16 protein-coding genes and 1 pseudogene are annotated in these 18,418 nt (G+C 60.5%); 10 read left to right on the top strand and 7 right to left on the bottom strand.

The features are described 5' to 3' along the window. The first annotated feature begins 14 nt into the window (after nucleotides 1-14). Genes hyfB through THIVI_RS14120 form a run of 6 tightly spaced genes read left to right on the top strand, consistent with a single transcriptional unit; the run spans nucleotide 15 to nucleotide 7,446 of the window. Nucleotides 15-2,027 (top strand): hydrogenase 4 subunit B, encoded by a 2,013-nt coding sequence (gene hyfB / locus THIVI_RS14145; protein ID WP_014779247.1) that lies wholly within the window; start codon nucleotides 15-17, stop codon nucleotides 2,025-2,027. Next, nucleotides 2,012-2,992, top strand: coding sequence for a respiratory chain complex I subunit 1 family protein (locus THIVI_RS14140; RefSeq protein ID WP_245537277.1), 981 nt, complete (start codon nucleotides 2,012-2,014; stop codon nucleotides 2,990-2,992). Before hyfB ends, THIVI_RS14140 begins: the two co-directional genes overlap by 16 nt. Beyond that, the gene (locus tag THIVI_RS14135) at nucleotides 2,989-3,711 is read left to right on the top strand and encodes a formate hydrogenlyase (RefSeq protein ID WP_014779245.1); all 723 of its coding nucleotides are present in this window, start codon (nucleotides 2,989-2,991) and stop codon (nucleotides 3,709-3,711) included. Before THIVI_RS14140 ends, THIVI_RS14135 begins: the two co-directional genes overlap by 4 nt. Next, on the top strand, nucleotides 3,708-5,180 hold the full coding sequence (locus THIVI_RS14130) for a hydrogenase 4 subunit F (protein WP_014779244.1): 1,473 nt from the start codon (nucleotides 3,708-3,710) through the stop codon (nucleotides 5,178-5,180). The genes THIVI_RS14135 and THIVI_RS14130 overlap by 4 nt, the downstream gene beginning before the upstream one ends. Beyond that, nucleotides 5,177-6,928 carry a hydrogenase large subunit gene (locus tag THIVI_RS14125; RefSeq protein ID WP_014779243.1) on the top strand — a complete coding sequence of 584 codons (1,752 nt, stop codon included), beginning with the start codon at nucleotides 5,177-5,179 and terminating at the stop codon, nucleotides 6,926-6,928. Before THIVI_RS14130 ends, THIVI_RS14125 begins: the two co-directional genes overlap by 4 nt. Continuing rightward, nucleotides 6,928-7,446: an NADH-quinone oxidoreductase subunit B family protein gene (locus THIVI_RS14120; RefSeq protein ID WP_014779242.1), complete on the top strand. Its 519-nt coding sequence runs from the start codon at nucleotides 6,928-6,930 to the stop codon at nucleotides 7,444-7,446. The genes THIVI_RS14125 and THIVI_RS14120 overlap by 1 nt, the downstream gene beginning before the upstream one ends. A 320-nt stretch (nucleotides 7,447-7,766) precedes the next feature. On the opposite strand, the pseudogene THIVI_RS25810 reads toward THIVI_RS14120, so the two are convergent. Together THIVI_RS25810 and THIVI_RS14115 are read right to left on the bottom strand one after the other, a co-directional pair. Next, nucleotides 7,767-7,943, bottom strand: a pseudogene (locus THIVI_RS25810) (ISKra4 family transposase); the annotation flags it as partial. A 76-nt stretch (nucleotides 7,944-8,019) separates the two neighbouring features. Further along, the gene (locus tag THIVI_RS14115) at nucleotides 8,020-8,316 is read right to left on the bottom strand and encodes a transposase (RefSeq protein ID WP_041447011.1); all 297 of its coding nucleotides are present in this window, start codon (nucleotides 8,314-8,316) and stop codon (nucleotides 8,020-8,022) included. 867 nt (nucleotides 8,317-9,183) lie between these two features. Between THIVI_RS14115 and gyrB the strand changes: the two genes are divergently transcribed. Next, entirely contained in the window at nucleotides 9,184-11,589 is a 2,406-nt protein-coding gene (gyrB, locus tag THIVI_RS14110; protein WP_014779240.1) for a DNA topoisomerase (ATP-hydrolyzing) subunit B, read from the top strand. Between the two features lie 126 nt (nucleotides 11,590-11,715). On the opposite strand, the gene moaE is transcribed toward gyrB, so the two are convergent. Genes moaE through glgB form a run of 5 tightly spaced genes read right to left on the bottom strand, consistent with a single transcriptional unit; the run spans nucleotide 11,716 to nucleotide 15,901 of the window. Continuing rightward, nucleotides 11,716-12,165 carry a molybdopterin synthase catalytic subunit MoaE gene (moaE, locus tag THIVI_RS14105; protein ID WP_014779239.1) on the bottom strand — a complete coding sequence of 150 codons (450 nt, stop codon included), beginning with the start codon at nucleotides 12,163-12,165 and terminating at the stop codon, nucleotides 11,716-11,718. Nucleotides 12,166-12,219: 54 nt separating this feature from the next. Beyond that, the gene (locus tag THIVI_RS14100) at nucleotides 12,220-12,792 is read right to left on the bottom strand and encodes an NnrU family protein (protein ID WP_014779238.1); all 573 of its coding nucleotides are present in this window, start codon (nucleotides 12,790-12,792) and stop codon (nucleotides 12,220-12,222) included. A 31-nt stretch (nucleotides 12,793-12,823) separates the two neighbouring features. Then, complete coding sequence (locus tag THIVI_RS14095) at nucleotides 12,824-13,300, bottom strand: YaiI/YqxD family protein (protein ID WP_014779237.1); 477 nt, start codon at nucleotides 13,298-13,300, stop codon at nucleotides 12,824-12,826. Next, nucleotides 13,213-13,638: a DUF2288 domain-containing protein gene (locus THIVI_RS14090; RefSeq protein ID WP_052315034.1), complete on the bottom strand. Its 426-nt coding sequence runs from the start codon at nucleotides 13,636-13,638 to the stop codon at nucleotides 13,213-13,215. The genes THIVI_RS14095 and THIVI_RS14090 overlap by 88 nt, the downstream gene beginning before the upstream one ends. Continuing rightward, the gene (gene glgB, locus THIVI_RS14085; RefSeq protein WP_014779236.1) at nucleotides 13,625-15,901 is read right to left on the bottom strand and encodes a 1,4-alpha-glucan branching protein GlgB; all 2,277 of its coding nucleotides are present in this window, start codon (nucleotides 15,899-15,901) and stop codon (nucleotides 13,625-13,627) included. The genes THIVI_RS14090 and glgB overlap by 14 nt, the downstream gene beginning before the upstream one ends. 127 nt (nucleotides 15,902-16,028) lie before the next feature. Between glgB and glgC the strand changes: the two genes are divergently transcribed. The 3 genes from glgC to THIVI_RS14070 are packed head-to-tail and all read left to right on the top strand — an operon-like array spanning nucleotide 16,029 to nucleotide 18,351. After that, complete coding sequence (gene glgC, locus THIVI_RS14080) at nucleotides 16,029-17,300, top strand: glucose-1-phosphate adenylyltransferase (protein ID WP_014779235.1); 1,272 nt, start codon at nucleotides 16,029-16,031, stop codon at nucleotides 17,298-17,300. 1 nt (nucleotide 17,301) lies between these two features. Then, nucleotides 17,302-17,502 carry a sulfur carrier protein ThiS gene (gene thiS, locus THIVI_RS25370; protein ID WP_014779234.1) on the top strand — a complete coding sequence of 67 codons (201 nt, stop codon included), beginning with the start codon at nucleotides 17,302-17,304 and terminating at the stop codon, nucleotides 17,500-17,502. Between the two features lie 51 nt (nucleotides 17,503-17,553). Continuing rightward, nucleotides 17,554-18,351 carry a thiazole synthase gene (locus THIVI_RS14070; RefSeq protein ID WP_014779233.1) on the top strand — a complete coding sequence of 266 codons (798 nt, stop codon included), beginning with the start codon at nucleotides 17,554-17,556 and terminating at the stop codon, nucleotides 18,349-18,351. Nucleotides 18,352-18,418 lie beyond the last annotated feature (67 nt).

Below are 18,418 nucleotides of genomic sequence, written 5' to 3'. Positions count from 1 at the left end.
TGGCCGTCGTCACAATGCAGATGAATCCAGTCCTGCCGCTGGCCGGGCTGGCGGTGGCGCTGGCCCTGGCCTCGTCCGCCGTGTCGCTGTTCGCCAGCCGCGAGCCGCGCGTGTTGCGGCGATTCGCCATGCCGCTGGTCGGGCTGGCCGGTCTCGCGGCGCTGGCGGCGGGGCTGTGGGCCTTGCTCGCGGGCGGTAGCGTCACCGCGACCCTGCCGCTCGGGTTGCCCTGGCAGCCGTGGCGGGTGCGGGTCGACGCGCTGTCCGGGCTCTTTCTGATGATCATCGGTCTGGTGACCGTCGCGGTCGGTATCTATGGCCGCTCCTATGTCCGTGGCTACGAACGCGGTCGCGATTCGCTGACGGCGCTCGGCGGTTTCACCGGTCTCTTCCTGACCGGCATGCTGCTGGTGGTGATGGCCGACGATGCCTTTCTCTTCATGGTGGCCTGGGAAGTCATGTCCCTATCCTCCTATTTTCTGGTGGCCTTCCAGCACGAGCACGCAGCCAACCGGCGTGCCGCCTTCCTTTATCTGCTCATGGCCCATGTCGGCGGACTCGCCATCCTGCTCGGCTTTGGGGTGCTGGCGGCCTTCGGTCATGGGTTCGAGTTCGCGGCCATGCGCGAGGCGGCTCTCTCGCCCGGCTGGGCGAGCGTCGCCTTCGCCCTGGTCTGCGTCGGCTTCGGCATGAAGGCGGGTTTGATGCCGCTGCATGCCTGGCTGCCGGAGGCCCATCCGGTCGCGCCCTCCTATATCTCGGCGCTGATGTCCGGGGTCATGCTGAAGATGGCGGTTTATGGCTTCATCCGCGTGGTGTTCGACCTCATCGGTCAGATCCAGTGGCAGTGGGGCGTGATCGCGCTCCTGGTCGGCAGCGTCTCGGCGCTGATGGGGGTGCTGTTCGCGCTGATGCAGACCGATCTCAAGCGACTGCTCGCCTATTCGTCGGTGGAGAATCTCGGCATCATCTTCATCGCGCTGGGGCTGTCGCTGCTGTTTCTCGGCACCGGTCATCCGCTGCTCGGTTCGCTCGCGCTGATCGCGGCGCTCTATCACTCCATCAATCACGCGCTCTTCAAGGGGCTGCTGTTCCTGGGCGCGGGTACCATCCTGCACGGCACGCACGAGCGCGATCTGGAACAGATGGGCGGTCTGCTGCGGCGCATGCCCTGGACCGGATCTTTCTTTCTGATCGGCTGTCTGTCCATCTCCGCACTGCCGCCCTTCAATGGCTTTGTCTCCGAATGGCTGATTTTTCAATCGGCCCTGCAGGCCTGGCAACTCGACAGCGGCGTGCTGCGCAGCATCATCCCGATCACCTCGGCGGTGCTGGCGCTCACCGGCGCGCTGGTGGCAGCGACCTTCGTTAAGGTCTACGGCATCGCCTTTCTCGGTCAGGCGCGCTCGCGTCATGTGCGCCACGCCCGCCAAGGCGCGGTCGGCATGCGCGTCGGCCAGGGTCTGCTGGCGGGGTTGTGCGTGTTGTTCGGCGTCCTGCCGACCCAGGTCATCGCCCTGATCGAGCCGGTGTCGGTGCAGTTATTGGGTGGCGGATTGCCCCAGTCGGGCGCCCGGGGCTGGTTGTGGCTGACGCCGATCTCGTCGGACACGGCGAGCTACAGCGCGCCGTTGACCATTCTGCTGCTGGCGCTGATCGCCGGGGTGGCGTTCTGGTGGTTTGCGCGCGGGGTGCCGCGACGCATCCGTCGCAGCGATCCATGGGACTGCGGTTTCGCGCCGCCCTCGCCACGGATGCAGTACACGGCGGCCTCGTTCGCGCAACCGATCCGGCGGGTGTTCGGACTGCTGTTCGAGATCGACGAATCTCGACCGACGTTCGATGACCCGGCTCCGCGTTATCGGCTCAAACTGACCGACCGCGCCTGGGGGCTTTTCTATCTCCCGGTGGCGCGCGCGGTCGAATCGGCCTCGCGGCGGGTGGTGCGTCTGCAGTCGGGGAATGTGCGGGTCTATCTCGGCTGGACGCTAGGGACACTGTTGGTGCTGCTATGGATCATCTCGTGATGCCGGACGGCTCGATGTTCGCGGCCTGGCTCATCGCCCTACTGCAAGCGCTGCTCTACGTGGCGCTCGCGCCGCTGCTCATCGGCTGGGTGCGGAAGGTCAAGGCGCGGCTCCAGAACCGGCGCGGCGCGCCGCTGCTGCAACCCTACGCGGATCTGCGCAAGCTGCTGATCAAGGAGACGCGGGTACCGCATACCGCCTCGCCGCTGTTTCGGATGGCGCCCTACATCGTCTTCGTCGCGACCTGGTTGGCGGCGGCGACCGTTCCGCTGCTGGCGCTCGATCCAACGGTTGCGCGGATCGCCGATATCATCGTGCTGGTCGGCCTGCTGGCACTGGCCCGCTTCTTCCTGGCACTGGCCGGGATGGACGTGGGTACCGCCTTCGGCGGCATGGGTGCCTCGCGCGAGATGCTGATCTCGTCGCTGGCCGAACCCGCCATGCTGATGGCCGTCTTCACCCTGGCTATGACCGCTCACAGCACCAGTCTGGCGAGCGTCATGAGCCATCATCTGGCCGATGGCTTCCTGCTGCGGCCCTCCTATCTGTTCGCGCTGGGCGCCCTGCTGCTGGTGGCGCTCGCCGAGTGCGGTCGCATCCCGGTGGACAATCCGGCCACCCACCTGGAGCTGACCATGATCCACGAGGCGATGCTGCTGGAATACTCCGGCCGCCATCTGGCGCTGATGGAGTGGGCGGCGTGGATCAAGCTGCTGCTCTATGGCGTGCTGATCGCCAACGTTTTCGTCCCCTGGGGCGTGGGCCAGGATTTCACGCCGCTGGCGCTCGGTCTGGGTCTGCTCGCGGTGCTGGCCAAGCTCGCGCTCCTGGGCGCCGCCCTGGCGAGCGCCGAGCACGTTCTGGCCAAGATGCGTCTTTTCCGTGCCCCGGCCTTCCTGAATCTGGCACTGCTGCTGGCCCTGCTCGGTCTGTTGAGCCATGTCATCCTGGAGATCGGCGCATGACGCTCACGCTCTTGCCCCTGCTGCAACAGTTCGTCCTCTTGCTGGCGGCCCTGGCGCTTTTCCTGTCCTTTGTCCTGTTGTCCCAGGCACGCCTCATCGCCGCCATCCATAGCTTCGCCTGGCAGGGCGCGCTGGTGGCGGCGGTCACGCTCACGGTCGCACTCGCCGGTCATGCGCACCATCTCTATTTCTCGGCCATTCTGACCCTGGCGCTCAAGGCGCTGCTGATCCCCTGGATGCTGCATCGTCTGACCCGTCGGCTGGGGCTGGAGCGTCACACCGAGGATCTGCGCTGGCCCACCCTGGCCATCATGGCCGCGGTCGTGCTGGTGATCTTCAGCTACTGGCTGGTCGCGCCCATGGTGGCGCAGGGGCTGGCCTTCACCCGCAACATCATCGCGGTCAGTCTGGCGGTAGTGCTGATCGGGCTGTTGATGATGGTCGTCCGTCAGCAAGCCGTGGCCCAGGTGCTCGGCTTCATGTCGATGGAAAACGGTCTCTTTCTCGCCGCCGTCTCGGCCACCGCCGGCATGCCGCTGGTAGTGGAACTGGGCGTGGCCTTCGACGTGCTGGTGGCGATGGTGCTGTTCGGGGTCTTCTTCTTTCAGATCCGCGAGAGTATCGACTCGCTCGACGTGGACCGGCTCAACCGGCTGACCGAGAGCGCCGACACGGCCAGCGCGAATCCATTCGCCACCAGCGATGAGGTGAGCCAGTGACTCCGCTGCTGCTCACTCTGCTCACGCCGCTCATCGGGGGGCTGGCGCTGGCCCTGCTGCGTCCGCTGACCCTGGCCGGCTGGCTGAATCTCGCGGTCTCCGCGCTCACCCTGGGGGGCGCGGTCTGGCTGGCCTGGTCGGTGGCGGTGATCGGGATCATCGAGGGCACGGGCTTCCGGGTGGACGCCTTCAATGTCTATCTGGTGGTCCTGACCGCCTTCGTCGGCTTGACCACCTCCATCTTTTCCCGTCCCTACATGCGCTACGTGTGTTCGACCGGCAAGCTCGGCACGGGCAGTATGCGGGTCTATCACAGCATGTATCAGGCGTTCATGCTGACCATGCTGGTGGCGCTGACCACCGATAACCTGGGCGTGCTCTGGGTCGCGGTCGAGGGGGCAACGCTGGCAACGGTACTGCTGGTGTCGCTCTACCGCACCCCGGAAGCGGTGGAGGCGGCCTGGAAATACTTCATCCTCTGCGGTGTCGGCATCGCGTTGGCCCTGTTCGGAACCGTGCTGACCTATTTCGCCGCCCAGCATGTGGTGGCGGATCCGAGCGCGGGCCTGACCTGGAGTGCGCTCTATGAACGTGCCGACGAACTCAACCCCACGGTGATGCGGATCGCCTTCGTCTTCCTGCTGGTCGGCTATGGCACCAAGGTCGGTCTGGTGCCCATGCATCAGTGGCTGCCGGACGCACATTCAGAAGGCCCCACACCCATGTCCGCCGTGCTCTCCGGTCTGCTGCTCAATGTCGCGCTCTATGCCGTGGTGCGGCTCAAGATGCTGGTGGACGGCTCGCTTGCGGGGACTGAGACACCGCATCTGGCCGGGGCGATGCTGATGGGTTTCGGGCTGGTCTCCTTCACGGTGGCCGGGCTCTTCCTGCATCGCCAGCGCGACATCAAGCGCATGTTCAGCTATTCGTCGATCGAGCACATGGGTCTGATGACCTTCGCCTTCGGGCTTGGCGGGCCGCTCGCCACCTTCGGCGCCTTGCTGCACATGCTGGTGCATTCGCTGACCAAATCGGCCATCTTCGTCACCGTCGGTCATGCCACGCATATCGCCGGCACTCAGGCGATCGATGGTATCCGCGGACTCATCCGCACCCAGCCGGCGGTCGGCTGGTCGCTGCTGCTCGGGGTCGTCGCCATCGCCGGCTTTCCGCCCTTCGGCGTCTTCACCAGCGAGTTCCTGCTGCTGACCGCCACCATGCAATCGCAGCCCTGGTTCACCTTCGCCCTGGTGAGCGGTCTGGCCATCGCCTTCGCGGGTCTGTTCCGGCATCTGCATCCGATGGTCTATGGCCCCGCGCCCGAGGGTCAGTTGCCGGTCCAGGCCAACATGCTGCCGGTGATGCTCCATCTGGGTCTGGTGCTCTGGCTGGGGTTGTCCATCCCGGATTTTCTGGCCACCTGGCTGGATCGAGCAACTCAGTTGATCACGGGGGCGCATCTGCTATGACCCAATCAGACAGTAGGAGCCCGCTTGCGGGCGACAGTCCTCCACTAGATCCCGCCGACTCGTCCGCCAGTCGCCCGCAAGCGGGCTCCTACGAACCGTCGGCTCGGATCCGCCGCTTCGACTGGCTGTCCGAGTTTCTGGCCCGACTGGAAGACGAACACATCGTCGCGCACCGGGGCGACGCGCGCATCCTGGCCCCGGCCCACCGTCTGGTGCTGGATCCCGAGGACTGGGCCGCCGCCGCCAAGCTGGCGGCGGGCATGGGGATGCGTCATGCGGGGCTCTGGAGCGATCCGCTGGAAACCGAGGTGTCGGAAGCAGAGATCGAGGAGCCCTGTCTCCGCGTCCGCGCCTGTCTGGAACAGGCTGGCGACTATCTGGTGATCGAGACCGATGTCCCGCTGAACCGTCCGCTTCTGGGCTCCCAGACCCCCGCCTATCCAGGACTGGATCGGCTGGAGCGTCACGCGCACGACTTGACCGGCGTGGTCTTCACTGGCCACCCCTTCGACTCCGCTCAGGACAGGCCGGACGAGCGCCGCTGGACCCGTCATCAAGCCTGGCCCGCCGACCGCTTTCCGCTGCGTCATGATTTCCCGCTGAGCGGCGAGACGACCCGACGCACCCCCGCCGACGCGGACTATCCCTTCGTGCGCGTCCAGGGCGCCGGCGTTTACGAGATCCCGGTCGGCCCCGTCCACGCCGGCATCATCGAGCCGGGGCATTTCCGTTTTCATGCCATGGGCGAGGAGGTGCTGCGTCTGGAGCAACGGCTCGGCTACGTCCACAAGGGTATCGAAAAGCTCGCGGTGGGGCGCGATCCGGCCGGACTGGTCCGGCTCGCCGGGCGCGTTTCCGGCGACTCCACCGTCGCCCATGCCTGGGCCGCCTGCCAGGCCATCGAGCGCGCCACCGGATGCGCGGTACCGCCACGCGCGCTGACGTTGCGCGCGGTCATGGCCGAGCGCGAGCGCATCGCCAATCATCTGGGCGACATCGGCGCCATCTGCAACGATGTCGGCTTTGCCTTCGCCCATGTCCAGTGCGCACGGCTGCGCGAACAATGGCAGCGGCGCTCGCGCGCGCTGTTCGGGCATCGCTTCATGATGGACGCGCTCATCCCCGGCGGGGTCGTCCATGACCTGTCCGCGGACGCCTTTCTGGTGTTGCGTCAGGATCACGCCGCACTGCATCGCACCATCGAGCCGCTGTTCGATGTGATCGACGATCACCCCTCGCTGGACGACCGCCTGATCGCCACCGGCATCCTTTCCCAGACGGATGCCCGCGCGCTCGGCTGCACCGGCTATGTCGGCAAGGCCAGCGGGCTGCGGTTCGATGTCCGCCGCGACAATCCCTATCCGCCCTACGATAGTGTGCGCGTAGAAGAATCCGCAGAGACCGAGGGCGACGTGGCCGCGCGGGTACGGGTACGTATGGCGGAGGTGCGGAGCAGTCTCTGGATGCTCGACCGCCTGCTCGATGCCCTGCCGGAAGGCGAGATCGTCGCGCCTCTGCCGGCTGTCCAACCGGACGCGGTCGGTCTGGGCCTGATCGATGGCTGGCGCGGCGAGATCCTCTGCTTCGTGCGCTTCGACGCCGAAGGACGCATCGCGCGCTATTTCCCCCGTGACCCGAGCTGGTTTACCTGGCCCGCGCTGGAGCGTCTCATCCTCGGCAACATCGTCCCCGACTTCCCGGTCTGCAACAAATCGGTCAATGGGTCTTACGCTGGGCAGGATTTGTAATGTTTCGGATTCTCAGACAATCGTTCACCACCGGCGTGGTTACCGAGCCGCCACCCGACCACGAAGAGGCTGAACTGGCGCGCATCGGCATCGAACTGCACCGGCTGATCGACGCACGTTTCGGACGCAGTTTCGCCATCCGTCAGGTGGATGCCGGTTCCTGCAATGGCTGCGAGCTAGAGATCCACGCACTGAACAATCCCTATCACGATGTCGAGCGCTTCGGTGTCCACTTCGTCGCCTCGCCGCGTCACGCCGATGCACTGCTGGTCACGGGGCCGGTCTCGCGCCACATGGAAACCGCGCTACGCCGCACTTGGCGTGCCACGTCCTCGCCCAAGTTCGTGATCGCCGCCGGCGATTGCGCCTGCGACGGGGGCGAGTTCGGTATTTCCTATGCGAGCTGCGGCGCGGTGGAGAATGTCATTCCGGTGGATGTGAAAATCCCCGGCTGTCCGGCCGCGCCACTGGATTTGCTCAAGGGGTTGCTCGGGGCATTGCGTGCCCGGCAGGGATGACCGATCTGCACTGGGCAATTGGTATCCAAATAAACCGTGCTCGGGGCATTGCGTGCCCGGCAGGGATGACCGATGCACCGGTGCTTAACCAGTGCATTTAAAAAAACCGCTTGTCTACAAGAAAGCTAATTTATTTCAATTGGTTATTTTCCAGTAATGCGGGGGCTGGCGAAGGTGTCGCCTCGACTCGAGATCATCGGACCTGAGCGCACTGGTGGGCGCCTACGCGGGTCGCGGGAGTCCGCCCGGGTGCTGCCTTCAATTAATGTCACTTAACGCGGCTGGGTACCGCACTGATCGATCTTGTCCCAGAATTGCGCCTAGCGCCCCGTGGATTGCACGAGCGTCCGCTGGCTCAAGACGATCTTGGCACCCTGGCGTTTTCAGCGCATGCCCGCGCCACAGAGGCGTTGCTTGCCCAGGATCTTGCAGGCGGCCTCGACGACACCGGAGCCGATCAGGAGGTTCTCGGCGAGATGGCTCGGGTAGTCCATGCGCATGCGTTGGATGCATTGATATCGCAACGCCGGCTTCAACGGGGTAATTTTTTAACAAACGGGTAGTCTCATCTCCTTAGTCGATCGCCGCGCCAGCACGGTGATACGGTGCGCCATCCCAGAACAGGATGATCTCGCGGGTCGGTTCCCGCTGACGCAGACGGCGTAAGACGGTCAGCGTGTGCTCGGTGTTGGCACACGGGAAATCCCAGATCGCCACCTGCCCCGCGTTGTAGCAATAGAGCCCATAGAAACTCACTTTTGCGGAAAGCCCCGGGGTATGGGAGTCGACCCACAAGCGCTCCCTGATCGGCGCCCAGCCGTCGCCCAGATCGGCTTCCTGCTGGATGTGCGCTTCGCCGAGAGAGATCAATCAGGGAGGCTCGGGGTCCAAGGTGCGCTGCAGCAGGGCCTGCAGTTGCGCGACGAAGGCTTCGCGGGCGGGCGTCGTGGCGCGATTGAGCAAGGCCTTGGCCTTCTTCCAGGAGAAGCCCAGGCGTTTGAGCGCCTGACGCGGCGGTGAAACTTCAAGGTCCAGCGCGGCGCGACGGTGTGCTGGGCGAGTTCCACGCTCGGAACCAGGCGCCCCGTCTGGGGGTCACGCTGCGTGGGTAGAGCGCGACCGCCGCCACGCCGGTGCGGATCAACGTATCGAGTGCGGACTCCATCACCGCGTCAAAAAACGAGGAACCCCTCCTGTGTGCTCGAACAGCAACGCCTGGGAACCCTCGTCATTATATTGGAGGCACAAACGGTTCAAAATTGGCGGGTGACGCCCTACACGCAACGCAATCACCGAGATTCCCACCCGTGTTGGATCAGTTCGTACGACGCAGAAACCGCTCACGGGTGCTGGCATGTGCGGGGCCGTCATCGCCTCATACCAGAGATCGTCTGGGGGTCTGGTTCCACTTCGCGAGATCGAGCTTGAGCATAAACGAAACGAGTAAGTTGTGGCAGGGAGCGGCTTGGTCGATAGGAGGCTTGGCACGGGTGGCAGAGCACCACCGAAAATACGCATCCCGAGCAGGGCTTGGTTTAGGTATCTAGATATCACATTAAATCGCTATATAATCAATAAACTGCATGACCTTATCCATGTCAGGAGCATCGCACGCTGGACCTATATCCGCAAGCCGATGATGGCATAAATTATCCAGATAATTTAGGGCGTGAGGTGCTGCGTCCATGATTCACGTATAATATCGGTATGTTTACCATCAAATATCTAACTATTTAAATGACATACGACTCGACAAACATAAAGGTACTTCGTGGACTCGACGCGGTGCGCAAACGCCCAGGCATGTATATCGGGGATACGGATGATGGTACAGGACTACACCATATGGTATTTGAAGTCGTAGATAACTCAATCGACGAGGCTCTAGCTGGCTACTGCAAGAATATCAATGTGACAATTCATGCCGACTGTTCAGTTACAGTAGTTGATGATGGGAGGGGAATACCAGTCGATATGCATGCAGAAGAAAATAAATCAGCTGCAGAAGTCATCATGACCGTATTGCACGCAGGAGGCAAATTTGACGACAACTCCTATAAAGTCTCCGGCGGTTTGCATGGCGTAGGCGTCTCGGTCGTGAACGCACTCTCAGAAAAATTAAATCTGCGCATTTGCAAGGGAGGGCAGATCTATGAGCAGGAATATCGCTTTGGCGTGCCTCAGTATCCACTTAAGGCTATTGATCAGACAAAGCGCACGGGTACCGAAATTCGCTTTTATCCGTCACCTAACATTTTTACAAATTTGGATTTTCACTACGATATATTAGCCAAGCGTCTTCGAGAACTATCATTTCTTAACTCAGGCGTTAAGATAGCGTTAACCGAAGAATCTACTGAAAGAAAGGATGTTTTTGAATATCAAGGTGGAATTCGTGCATTCGTAGAACATTTGAATAAAAACAAAGATCCAATTCATCCAACAGTCATCTATTTTAGTGCAGAGAGACAATCGATTGGAGTTGAATTGGCTATCCAATGGAACAGCAGCTATCTCGAAACAATTTATTGCTATACAAACACGATTCCACAAAAAGATGGCGGTACACATTTGGCCGGATTACGTGCGGCACTGACAAGAACGCTTAATTCATATATTGAGCGTGAAGGTTTGGATCGTAATCAAAAGATCAGGCCCGTAGGCGATGATGCTAGAGAAGGCCTTGTTGCGGTTCTGTCTGTAAAGGTTCCGGACCCAAAGTTTTCATCTCAAACGAAAGACAAACTGGTGTCATCGGAAGTAAAAGCTGTTGTCGAGTCACTTGTTGCCGAGCAGCTAGGTATGTTCCTCGAAGAGCAGCCGTTTGAAGCAAAAATCATCGCAAATAAGATGCTTGATGCTGCACGAGCTCGTGAAGCTGCTCGAAAAGCACGAGAAATGACTCGCCGTAAGGGCGTTCTCGACATTGCAGGATTACCAGGAAAATTAGCTGACTGTCAGGAAAAAGATCCCGCTAGATCGGAGATCTATCTAGTCGAAGGAGACTCTGCTGGAGGTTCTGCAAAACAAGGAAGGGATCGAGCTTTTCAAGCAATATTGCCATTGAAAGGCAAGATACTGAATGTGGAAAAGGCTCGCTTCGATAAAATGCTCTCATCCGCAGAAGTTGGAACGCTGATTACGGCGCTTGGATGTGGCATCGGACGAGAAGAATATAACCCTGACAACTTAAGGTACCATCGCATTATCATCATGACCGATGCGGATGTAGATGGCGCTCATATTCGTACCTTGCTCCTGACTTTCTTTTATAGGCAAATGCCAGAATTGGTAGAGAGAGGACATATTTATATCGCGCAGCCCCCCTTGTTTAAAATCAAAAAAGGAAAACAAGAAGAATATCTGCTCGATGAGTCGGCTCTTAATTACGCCATGCTCCAGGCGGCGCTGGATGATGCGAATTTATTCGTCACGAAAGACGCACTGCCATTGGCGAGCACTGCGCTGGAGTCACTGGCTTTGGATTACAGTGTGATCGTGAATATCGTTAAGCGACTGGAGAAACGGTATGGCACTGAATTTCTGGAAGCAGTGATTAAAGCCCCCCGGATTGATGACCTGATTATTTCCGATCTTGAGCGATTAAAGAGTTGGTGTATTCAATTAGAGGCCATACTTAATCACAATGAAATACCTACATTTCACTATAATGTTCGAGTCAGCGAACAATCGTCGAAAATACCCGAATATATCGAGGTAGTTCGATTTATTCACGGCATCCATGAAAGCCGTATTGTTCCGTTAGAGTTTTTTCGCTCAATTGATTATGCAAAAATGCTTGAGTACGGCCAAAAGCTAACAGGTTTTCTGCAGTCCGATGCCTATGTTAAACGTGGCGAGCGGCTGAAGGTTATAACAGATTTGGGAGATGGGATACGTTGGTTGCTCACGGAAGCTCAAAAAGGGTATAGCACCCAACGATACAAAGGACTCGGTGAAATGAATCCCGAACAGCTTTGGGACACCACAATGAATCCGGAAACGCGCCGTCTTTTGAAAGTGACCATTGAGGACGCGGTCGCTGCAGATTTGATTTTCACTACATTGATGGGTGATCAAGTTGAACCGCGACGACTATTTATCGAAAAAAATGCTCTAAATGCCGAAAACTTAGACATTTAACGCATTCTACTGCGGACAACTCTCCGTGTTTGGATGACATCGGTCCTTGGCATTTACTGATGTCGAAGATCCCACGTCGACTCGGCGTCGTCTGAATCCCCATGGCGGTGCCGCTGCGGTTGGATGTCACCAACGCCGGGCGGCGACGTCATCCGATACTTTTGACTCGACCCAGCGTTCGCCCTGCTCGGTCTGCTCTTTTTTCCAGAAGGGCGCTCGGGTCTTCAAATAATCGATCAGAAATTCGCAGGCGCGGAAGGCATCGCCACGATGATGGCTGGCAACACCGACGAAGACGATCGGATCCTGCGGCTCCAACTTCCCGAGCCGGTGAACAATGGTCACGCCCTCCAGCTTCCAACGCGCGTTAGCCTCCTCGGCGATCTCGGCAAGCGCCTTCTCGGTCATACCGGGGTAATGTTCCAGGGTCATGCGGGACACCGCCACCCCCTCGTGGAGATCGCGCATCAGCCCAACGAAGGTGACGAGCGCGCCCACGCGCGGATTGCCGTGCCACAACGACTCCTGTTCGGCGGCGATATCGAAGGGTTCGGTCTGGATCTGGACGCGCGGCATCAGCAGACTCCAGGGGCGCGTCTTACCGATTTCTCCGACTCTGCTCGAACTGCGTCAACCAATGGGCGCGACCCCCATCAAAACGCGGTGCAGCCAAAACAGGAAGAGCAGATAGACTCCCAGACCGCCGACGATGGCGATGGCGTCGTTGGTCTGACTCGGCGGTGCACCCGGAACCGGCGGCCCCACCCGGCGCTTGAGCGAGATTCGATCCGCTACGGCCCAGGCCAGGAAGGCACCGAACAGGAGCAGATCCGCGAGAGTGCCATTGGCCAACAAGTGACCAAAAGCCCAGATCTTGACCGCAAGCAACATGGGATGTTTGGTGGCGGTCTGGATGCGCCCCGGCAGATAGGCCGCGAACAGCAACGGAAAGATCGGCAACATCAGCAGCAGATTGAGGTGTCTCATCCAGCCCGGCGGATCATAGAGGACGATGGCCGACTGGCGCGCCTCCCCATAACCCCAGACGATCAGAATGAATCCCGCCAGAGAGAGCACGCTGTAAACAGCCTGCCAGGGGATGACGCCAAAGCGTTCGACGACAGTTGTCCGCAACCCCGGCTTGACGATGGAGACCGAGTGAGTCCCCAGAAACAGAATCAGACCTAGAATCAGTACTGCCATGCGTCAACTCCTCTGATTGATGTGATGCCGTTTAGCGCTTCAAGGATTCTGCCGCCGGAGGACACCCCTGCCTCGCAAGAAAGCCATCCAAGGCATTCGCGAATGCCTGCCGGTCGCGCGCGCCCAGCGTCGCGGGACCGCCGGTGTCCACGCCAGTCGCGCGTAAGGTGTCCATGAAGTCGCGCAGGTTCAGGCGTTCGCGGATATTGTCCTTGGTATAGATCTCGCCACGGGGATTCAAGGCGTGGGCCTCCCTGGCGATGACCTCAGCGGCCAGCGGGATGTCGGCGGTAATCACCAGGTCGCCCGGTTCTAGGCGTTTGACGATTTCATTGTCGGCGACATCGAATCCCTGTGCGACCTGGATGGCACGGATGAGTCGCGATGGCGGCAGGTTCATGGGCTGATTGGCGACCAGTGTCACCCGGACGCCAACCCGTTCGGCGGCGCGAAACAGAATGTCCTTGATGACCCTTGGGCAAGCGTCGGCGTCGACCCAGATGTGCATGCGACCTCCTGGACCAGTACCCAGGGTTTAACGACCACCGCCCAGAGGCTGGCGTTGGTCTCGAACCAGTCTCGGGCCTGTCGATCCGGAACCGGCACGATGCCCCCGTGCGCCATCTCGGCGTCAATGGTCGGAGCGTCATCGCGCGCGATCAAGAGGGCGGTCTCGATGAGGTCGAGACCGTCCCGGACCCAGATCACCTTGCCTTGCGCGAAAAAGCGTTGCAGATCCCGCCAGGGAATCCGCGCAGTCTCCTGATTGAGTTTGTGGCGCGCATCCACTTCGGGGTCGATCCCCGAGGTGGTCGCGCTTTCCGGTCGGTCTTCAATCGGCCTCATCGGTCTGATCCGCGGGAAGCTCGGCAGCGGTCGATTCGGCAAGGCTGTCCTCTTCGACGGAGTCGACGCGCACGGGCTCATGGACCATGATCAATCCGCCAAGGGGCGGGAGCGCGATCGGGATCGAGTAGGGACGCCCCATCCAGCTCAAGGGCTCCGCTTCCACGCCGCCCTGATTACCGACATTGCTGCCGCCATAGACCTCTGCGTCCGAATTCATGGCCTCTCGATAAAAACCGGGCTCAGGAACGCCGATTCGGTAATTGTTGCGCGGCACCGGCGTGAAATTGAACGCGGCGGCGACGAGATCCTGACCGGATTTGCTCTTGCGGATATAACTCAGCACCGACTGCGAGCTATCGTGACAGTCGATCCATTCGAACCCCGAGGCGTCGAAATCGACTTCGTGCAGCGCGGGCAGTTCGCGGTGCAGATGGTTCAGATCGGAGACCAGCGTTTTCAGCCCCAGATGCTGGGGTCGTTCAAGCAATTCCCAGTCCAGCGACGCGGAAAAATCCCATTCGGTTCCCTGTCCGAATTCGCAGCCCTGAAAAAGGAGTTTCTTCCCGGGATAACTGAACATGAAGGTGTAGAGCAGACGCAGACTGGCGAATTTCTGCCAGCCGTCGCCGGGCATCTTGTCCAGCATGGATTTTTTGCCGTGCACCACTTCATCGTGCGAGAAGGGCAGCACGAAGTTCTCGGTGAAGGCGTAGAGCAGGCCGAAGGTCAGCAGGTCATGGTGGAAATGACGGTAGATGGGATCCTTCTGCATATAGGAGAGGGTGTCGTGCATCCAGCCCATGTTCCATTTCATGCTGAACCCGAGACCGCCCAAATAGGTCGGGCGCGAGACCGCCGGCCAGGCAGTGGATTCCTCGGCGATCATCAGGGTGCCGGGGTGCTGTTCGTGGGTCACGGTATTGAGCTGGCGGACAAAGTCCACGGCTTCGAGATTCTCGTTGCCGCCGTACTTGTTGGGAATCCATTCGCCGGCGTTGCGTGAATAATCGAGATAAAGCATGGAGGCGACGGCATCGACGCGCAGCCCATCGAGATGGAACTCGTCCAGCCAGTAAAGCGCGCTGGAAAGCAGGAAGTTCTTCACCTCGTTGCGGCCGAAGTTGAAGATCAGGGTGCCCCAGTCCTTGTGCTCGCCCATGCGCGGATCGGCGTGCTCGTAGAGCGCCGTGCCATCGAAACGCGCCAGTGCGTAGGCATCCTTGGGGAAATGGGCCGGCACCCAATCGAGCAGCACGCCAATCCCCTTACGATGCAGATAATCGACGAAAAAGCGGAAATCGTCCGGCGTACCGAAGCGTGCGCTGGGCGCGAAATAGCCAGTGCATTGATAGCCCCAGGAGGCATCGAGCGGGTGCTCGGTGATCGGCAGCAACTCGATATGCGTGAAGCCCAGTTCAGCCACATAGTCGCCGAGTTGTTTGGCCAGGATTCGATAGTTGACGAAATTGCCATCGGCATCCCGCATCCAGGATCCAAGATGCACTTCGTAGACCGAAAAGGCCTGATGCTGCCAATCCGATTCCGCGCGCGCCTTCAGCCAGTCCGCATCGGACCACTTGAAGCGACTTTCGGGGCAGATGAGTCCGGCGGTCTGCGGCCGTTCCTGGAAGGCCTGGGCATAGGGATCGATCTTGATGTGAATATTGGTGTGACGGTCGCGGATCTCGTATTTATAGAAACCGCCAGTCTCCAGGCCAGGGATGAACAGTTCCCAAACACCGCTGCCGCCGCGCACGCGCATGGAATGAACGCGACCGTCCCATTGGTTAAAATCGCCAACGACGCTCACCCGCTCCGCATTCGGCGCCCACACCGCGAACTGAACCCCGGAGATTCCTTCGACCTCGCGCAGATGCGAACCTAGAAAACGATAGGCATGCCAATGACGCCCCTCGCCAAACAGATGGATGTCGAAATCTTCAAGCTGGAGCGGAAAACAGTAGGGGTCATAGGCGCTATGCGTGGTACCGGCCGCATCCTGCCACGCGATGCGATAACGCTCGGGAACCTTAGCGGCAGCGCCTTCCCAGATAAAGAAATCGGAGCCTTCGATCCGGTTGAACGCCTCGCCAGCTTCCACCAGAATCGCGCTTTCGGCCATGGGCAGAAACGCGCGGACCACCGCCTGCTGTTCGTTGACGTGACGGCCCAACACCTCGAAAGGGTCATAATGGCGCGCCTCGACGATACGCAGCAGGGGTTCCGGGAGCTTTGATGCGGAGCCTTTTGCGGATGCCATGTCGTTCGTGTTCCTCTGCTGATTCTGAGCCGGCCCCGATCCCAAGATCCAGGGGTTGCAAGTAATCTTAATGGTATCATAGGGCGATCACTCAAATACTGACTCGTCCTTGACGACAGGAGAAAAGATGCCCCATTCCAATCCCAGGTTCATTAGTCGCCTGACCCGTGACACGCTGGCGCTGATCCTGGCCGGCGGGCGGGGTTCCCGTCTAAAGCACCTGACCGCCTGGCGCTCCAAACCCGCCGTTCCCTTCGGCGGCAAGTTCCGCATCATCGATTTTCCGCTGTCCAACTGCATCAATTCGGGCATCCGCCGGATCGGCGTGCTGACCCAGTACAAGGCGCATTCGCTTATCCTGCATATTCAGAAGGGCTGGGGATTTCTGCGCGGCGAGTTCGGCGAGTTCGTGGAACTGTGGCCGGCGCAACAGCGGGTCGCGGAAACCGCCTGGTATGCCGGAACCGCGGACGCCGTGTTTCAAAATCTGGACATCATCCGCGACCACAACCCCGAATACATCCTGATCCTGGCCGGCGACCATATTTATAAAATGGATTATGGCGCCATGATCGCCTACCACGTCGAAAGCGGCGCCGACATGACGGTTGGCTGTCTCGAAGTCGAGGCCGATCGGGCGAGCGAGTTCGGTGTCATGTCGGCGGACGCGGACAATCGGGTCCGGAGCTTCGCGGAAAAACCAGCCAAGCCCGAGACGATTCCGGGCAAGCCGGGTCAATGCCTGGCATCCATGGGGATCTACGTCTTCAATCGCGCCTTCCTGTTCGAGCAGCTCATCAAGGACGCCGACACGCCCGGTTCAAGCCATGATTTTGGCAAGGACATTATCCCGACCGTCATCAAGCTCTACCGCGTCATGGCCTATACCTTCCGCGATCCGATTAGCGGCGAGCAGGCTTATTGGCGCGACGTGGGCACGCTCGATGCCTTCTGGGAGGCGAATCTTGAGCTGATCGGCGTCACCCCGCCGTTGAATCTCTATGACAAAAACTGGCCGATCTGGACCTATCAGGAGCAATTGCCGCCCGCCAAGTTCGTGTTCGACGACGAGGCGCGCCGCGGCATGGCAGTCGATTCGATGGTCTCGGGCGGCTGCGTCATCTCCGGGGCCACGGTGCGTCACTCGCTGCTGTTCTCCAACGTGCGGGTGAACTCCTATGCCTATGTGGCGGATTCGGTGGTGCTCCCCGACGTGACGATCGGGCGCAACTGTACCGTGCGCAATGCCATCCTCGACCGCTACTGTCATCTTGAGGAAGGGACGGTGATCGGGCTGGATCCCGAGGCCGATAGAAAGGCCGGATTCCTGGTCAGCGAGGGCGGCGTGACGCTGGTCACCCCGGAAATGCTCGGTCAAGACGCCAATCACGTTCGTTAAGATGAAGATCGTTCTGAATGGATCTCCCCGGGAGATTGCCGACGGAACTCTGGTGTCCGAGCTTGTCGAAGCGTTGGCCCTTGGCGGCCAGCGTTTCGCCGTCGAGATCAATGCCGAGCTGATTCCGCGCAGCCGTTTCGCCGAGCATCGTCTCAACCCCGACGACAAGGTCGAGATCATCCAGGCCGTTGGCGGCGGATGACGCATCGCGCTCTCCTACTCAACCTTATAGCAAGCACCCCACGGCAGCCTCATGTCTAACGTGACTCAGAACAGCGACCCACTCATCATCGCCGGCAAGGAATACCGCTCGCGCCTCCTGGTCGGCACCGGCAAATATAAGGATATGGACGAAACCGCCAGCGCCATCGCGGCCAGCGGCGCCGAAATCGTCACCGTCGCGGTACGCCGCACCAACATGGGCCAGAACCCCGGCGAGCCGAATATCCTTGATGTCCTGACGCCTGATCGCTACACCATCCTGCCCAACACCGCCGGCTGCTACGACGCCGAGACCGCCATTCGCACCTGCCGGCTGGCGCGCGAACTGCTCGACGGTCACAACCTGGTCAAGCTGGAAGTGCTGGGCGACGAAAAAACCCTGTTCCCGGACGTGATCGCGACCCTCAAGGCCGCCGAGGTTCTGGTCAAGGACGGCTTCGAGATCATGGTCTATACCAACGACGACCCCATCGTCGCGCGTGAACTCGAAGCCATCGGCTGTATCGTCATCATGCCGCTCGCCGCGCCCATCGGCTCGGGTCTGGGGATCCGCAATCCGCTCAACATCCGCACCATCGTCGAGAACGCCAAGGTGCCGGTGCTGGTCGACGCTGGCGTCGGCACCGCCTCGGATGCCGCCGTGGCCATGGAACTCGGTTGCGACGGCGTACTCATGAATACTGCCATCGCTGCCGCCAAGAACCCGGTGCTGATGGCGAGTGCCATGCGCAAGGCGATCGAGGCCGGGCGCGAGGCCTTCCTTGCCGGACGCATGCCCGCCAAGCGCTTTGCCTCGGCCTCCTCGCCGATCGAAGGTCTGTTCTTCTGAGGACATGACCGGTCGCCATTGCCCGCCAATGGCGACCGGCATCCGCCATCCGGCCATCAGCGCCACA

Source organism: Thiocystis violascens DSM 198 (assembly GCF_000227745.2).
Classification (GTDB): Bacteria; Pseudomonadota; Gammaproteobacteria; order Chromatiales; family Chromatiaceae; genus Chromatium; species Chromatium violascens.
This window is presented reverse-complemented; position numbering and strand designations above follow the sequence as displayed.

Coding starts and splice junctions, on each gene's coding strand:
- hyfB (WP_014779247.1), top strand. CDS start 15: ATGCAGATGAATCCAGTCCTGCCGCTGGCCGGGCTGGCGGTGGCGCTG.
- THIVI_RS14140 (WP_245537277.1), top strand. CDS start 2,012: ATGGATCATCTCGTGATGCCGGACGGCTCGATGTTCGCGGCCTGGCTC.
- THIVI_RS14135 (WP_014779245.1), top strand. CDS start 2,989: ATGACGCTCACGCTCTTGCCCCTGCTGCAACAGTTCGTCCTCTTGCTG.
- THIVI_RS14125 (WP_014779243.1), top strand. CDS start 5,177: ATGACCCAATCAGACAGTAGGAGCCCGCTTGCGGGCGACAGTCCTCCA.
- THIVI_RS14120 (WP_014779242.1), top strand. CDS start 6,928: ATGTTTCGGATTCTCAGACAATCGTTCACCACCGGCGTGGTTACCGAG.
- gyrB (WP_014779240.1), top strand. CDS start 9,184: ATGACATACGACTCGACAAACATAAAGGTACTTCGTGGACTCGACGCG.
- moaE (WP_014779239.1), bottom strand. CDS start 12,165: ATGCCGCGCGTCCAGATCCAGACCGAACCCTTCGATATCGCCGCCGAA.
- THIVI_RS14100 (WP_014779238.1), bottom strand. CDS start 12,792: ATGGCAGTACTGATTCTAGGTCTGATTCTGTTTCTGGGGACTCACTCG.
- THIVI_RS14095 (WP_014779237.1), bottom strand. CDS start 13,300: ATGCACATCTGGGTCGACGCCGACGCTTGCCCAAGGGTCATCAAGGAC.
- THIVI_RS14090 (WP_052315034.1), bottom strand. CDS start 13,638: ATGAGGCCGATTGAAGACCGACCGGAAAGCGCGACCACCTCGGGGATC.
- glgB (WP_014779236.1), bottom strand. CDS start 15,901: ATGGCATCCGCAAAAGGCTCCGCATCAAAGCTCCCGGAACCCCTGCTG.
- glgC (WP_014779235.1), top strand. CDS start 16,029: ATGCCCCATTCCAATCCCAGGTTCATTAGTCGCCTGACCCGTGACACG.
- thiS (WP_014779234.1), top strand. CDS start 17,302: ATGAAGATCGTTCTGAATGGATCTCCCCGGGAGATTGCCGACGGAACT.
- THIVI_RS14070 (WP_014779233.1), top strand. CDS start 17,554: ATGTCTAACGTGACTCAGAACAGCGACCCACTCATCATCGCCGGCAAG.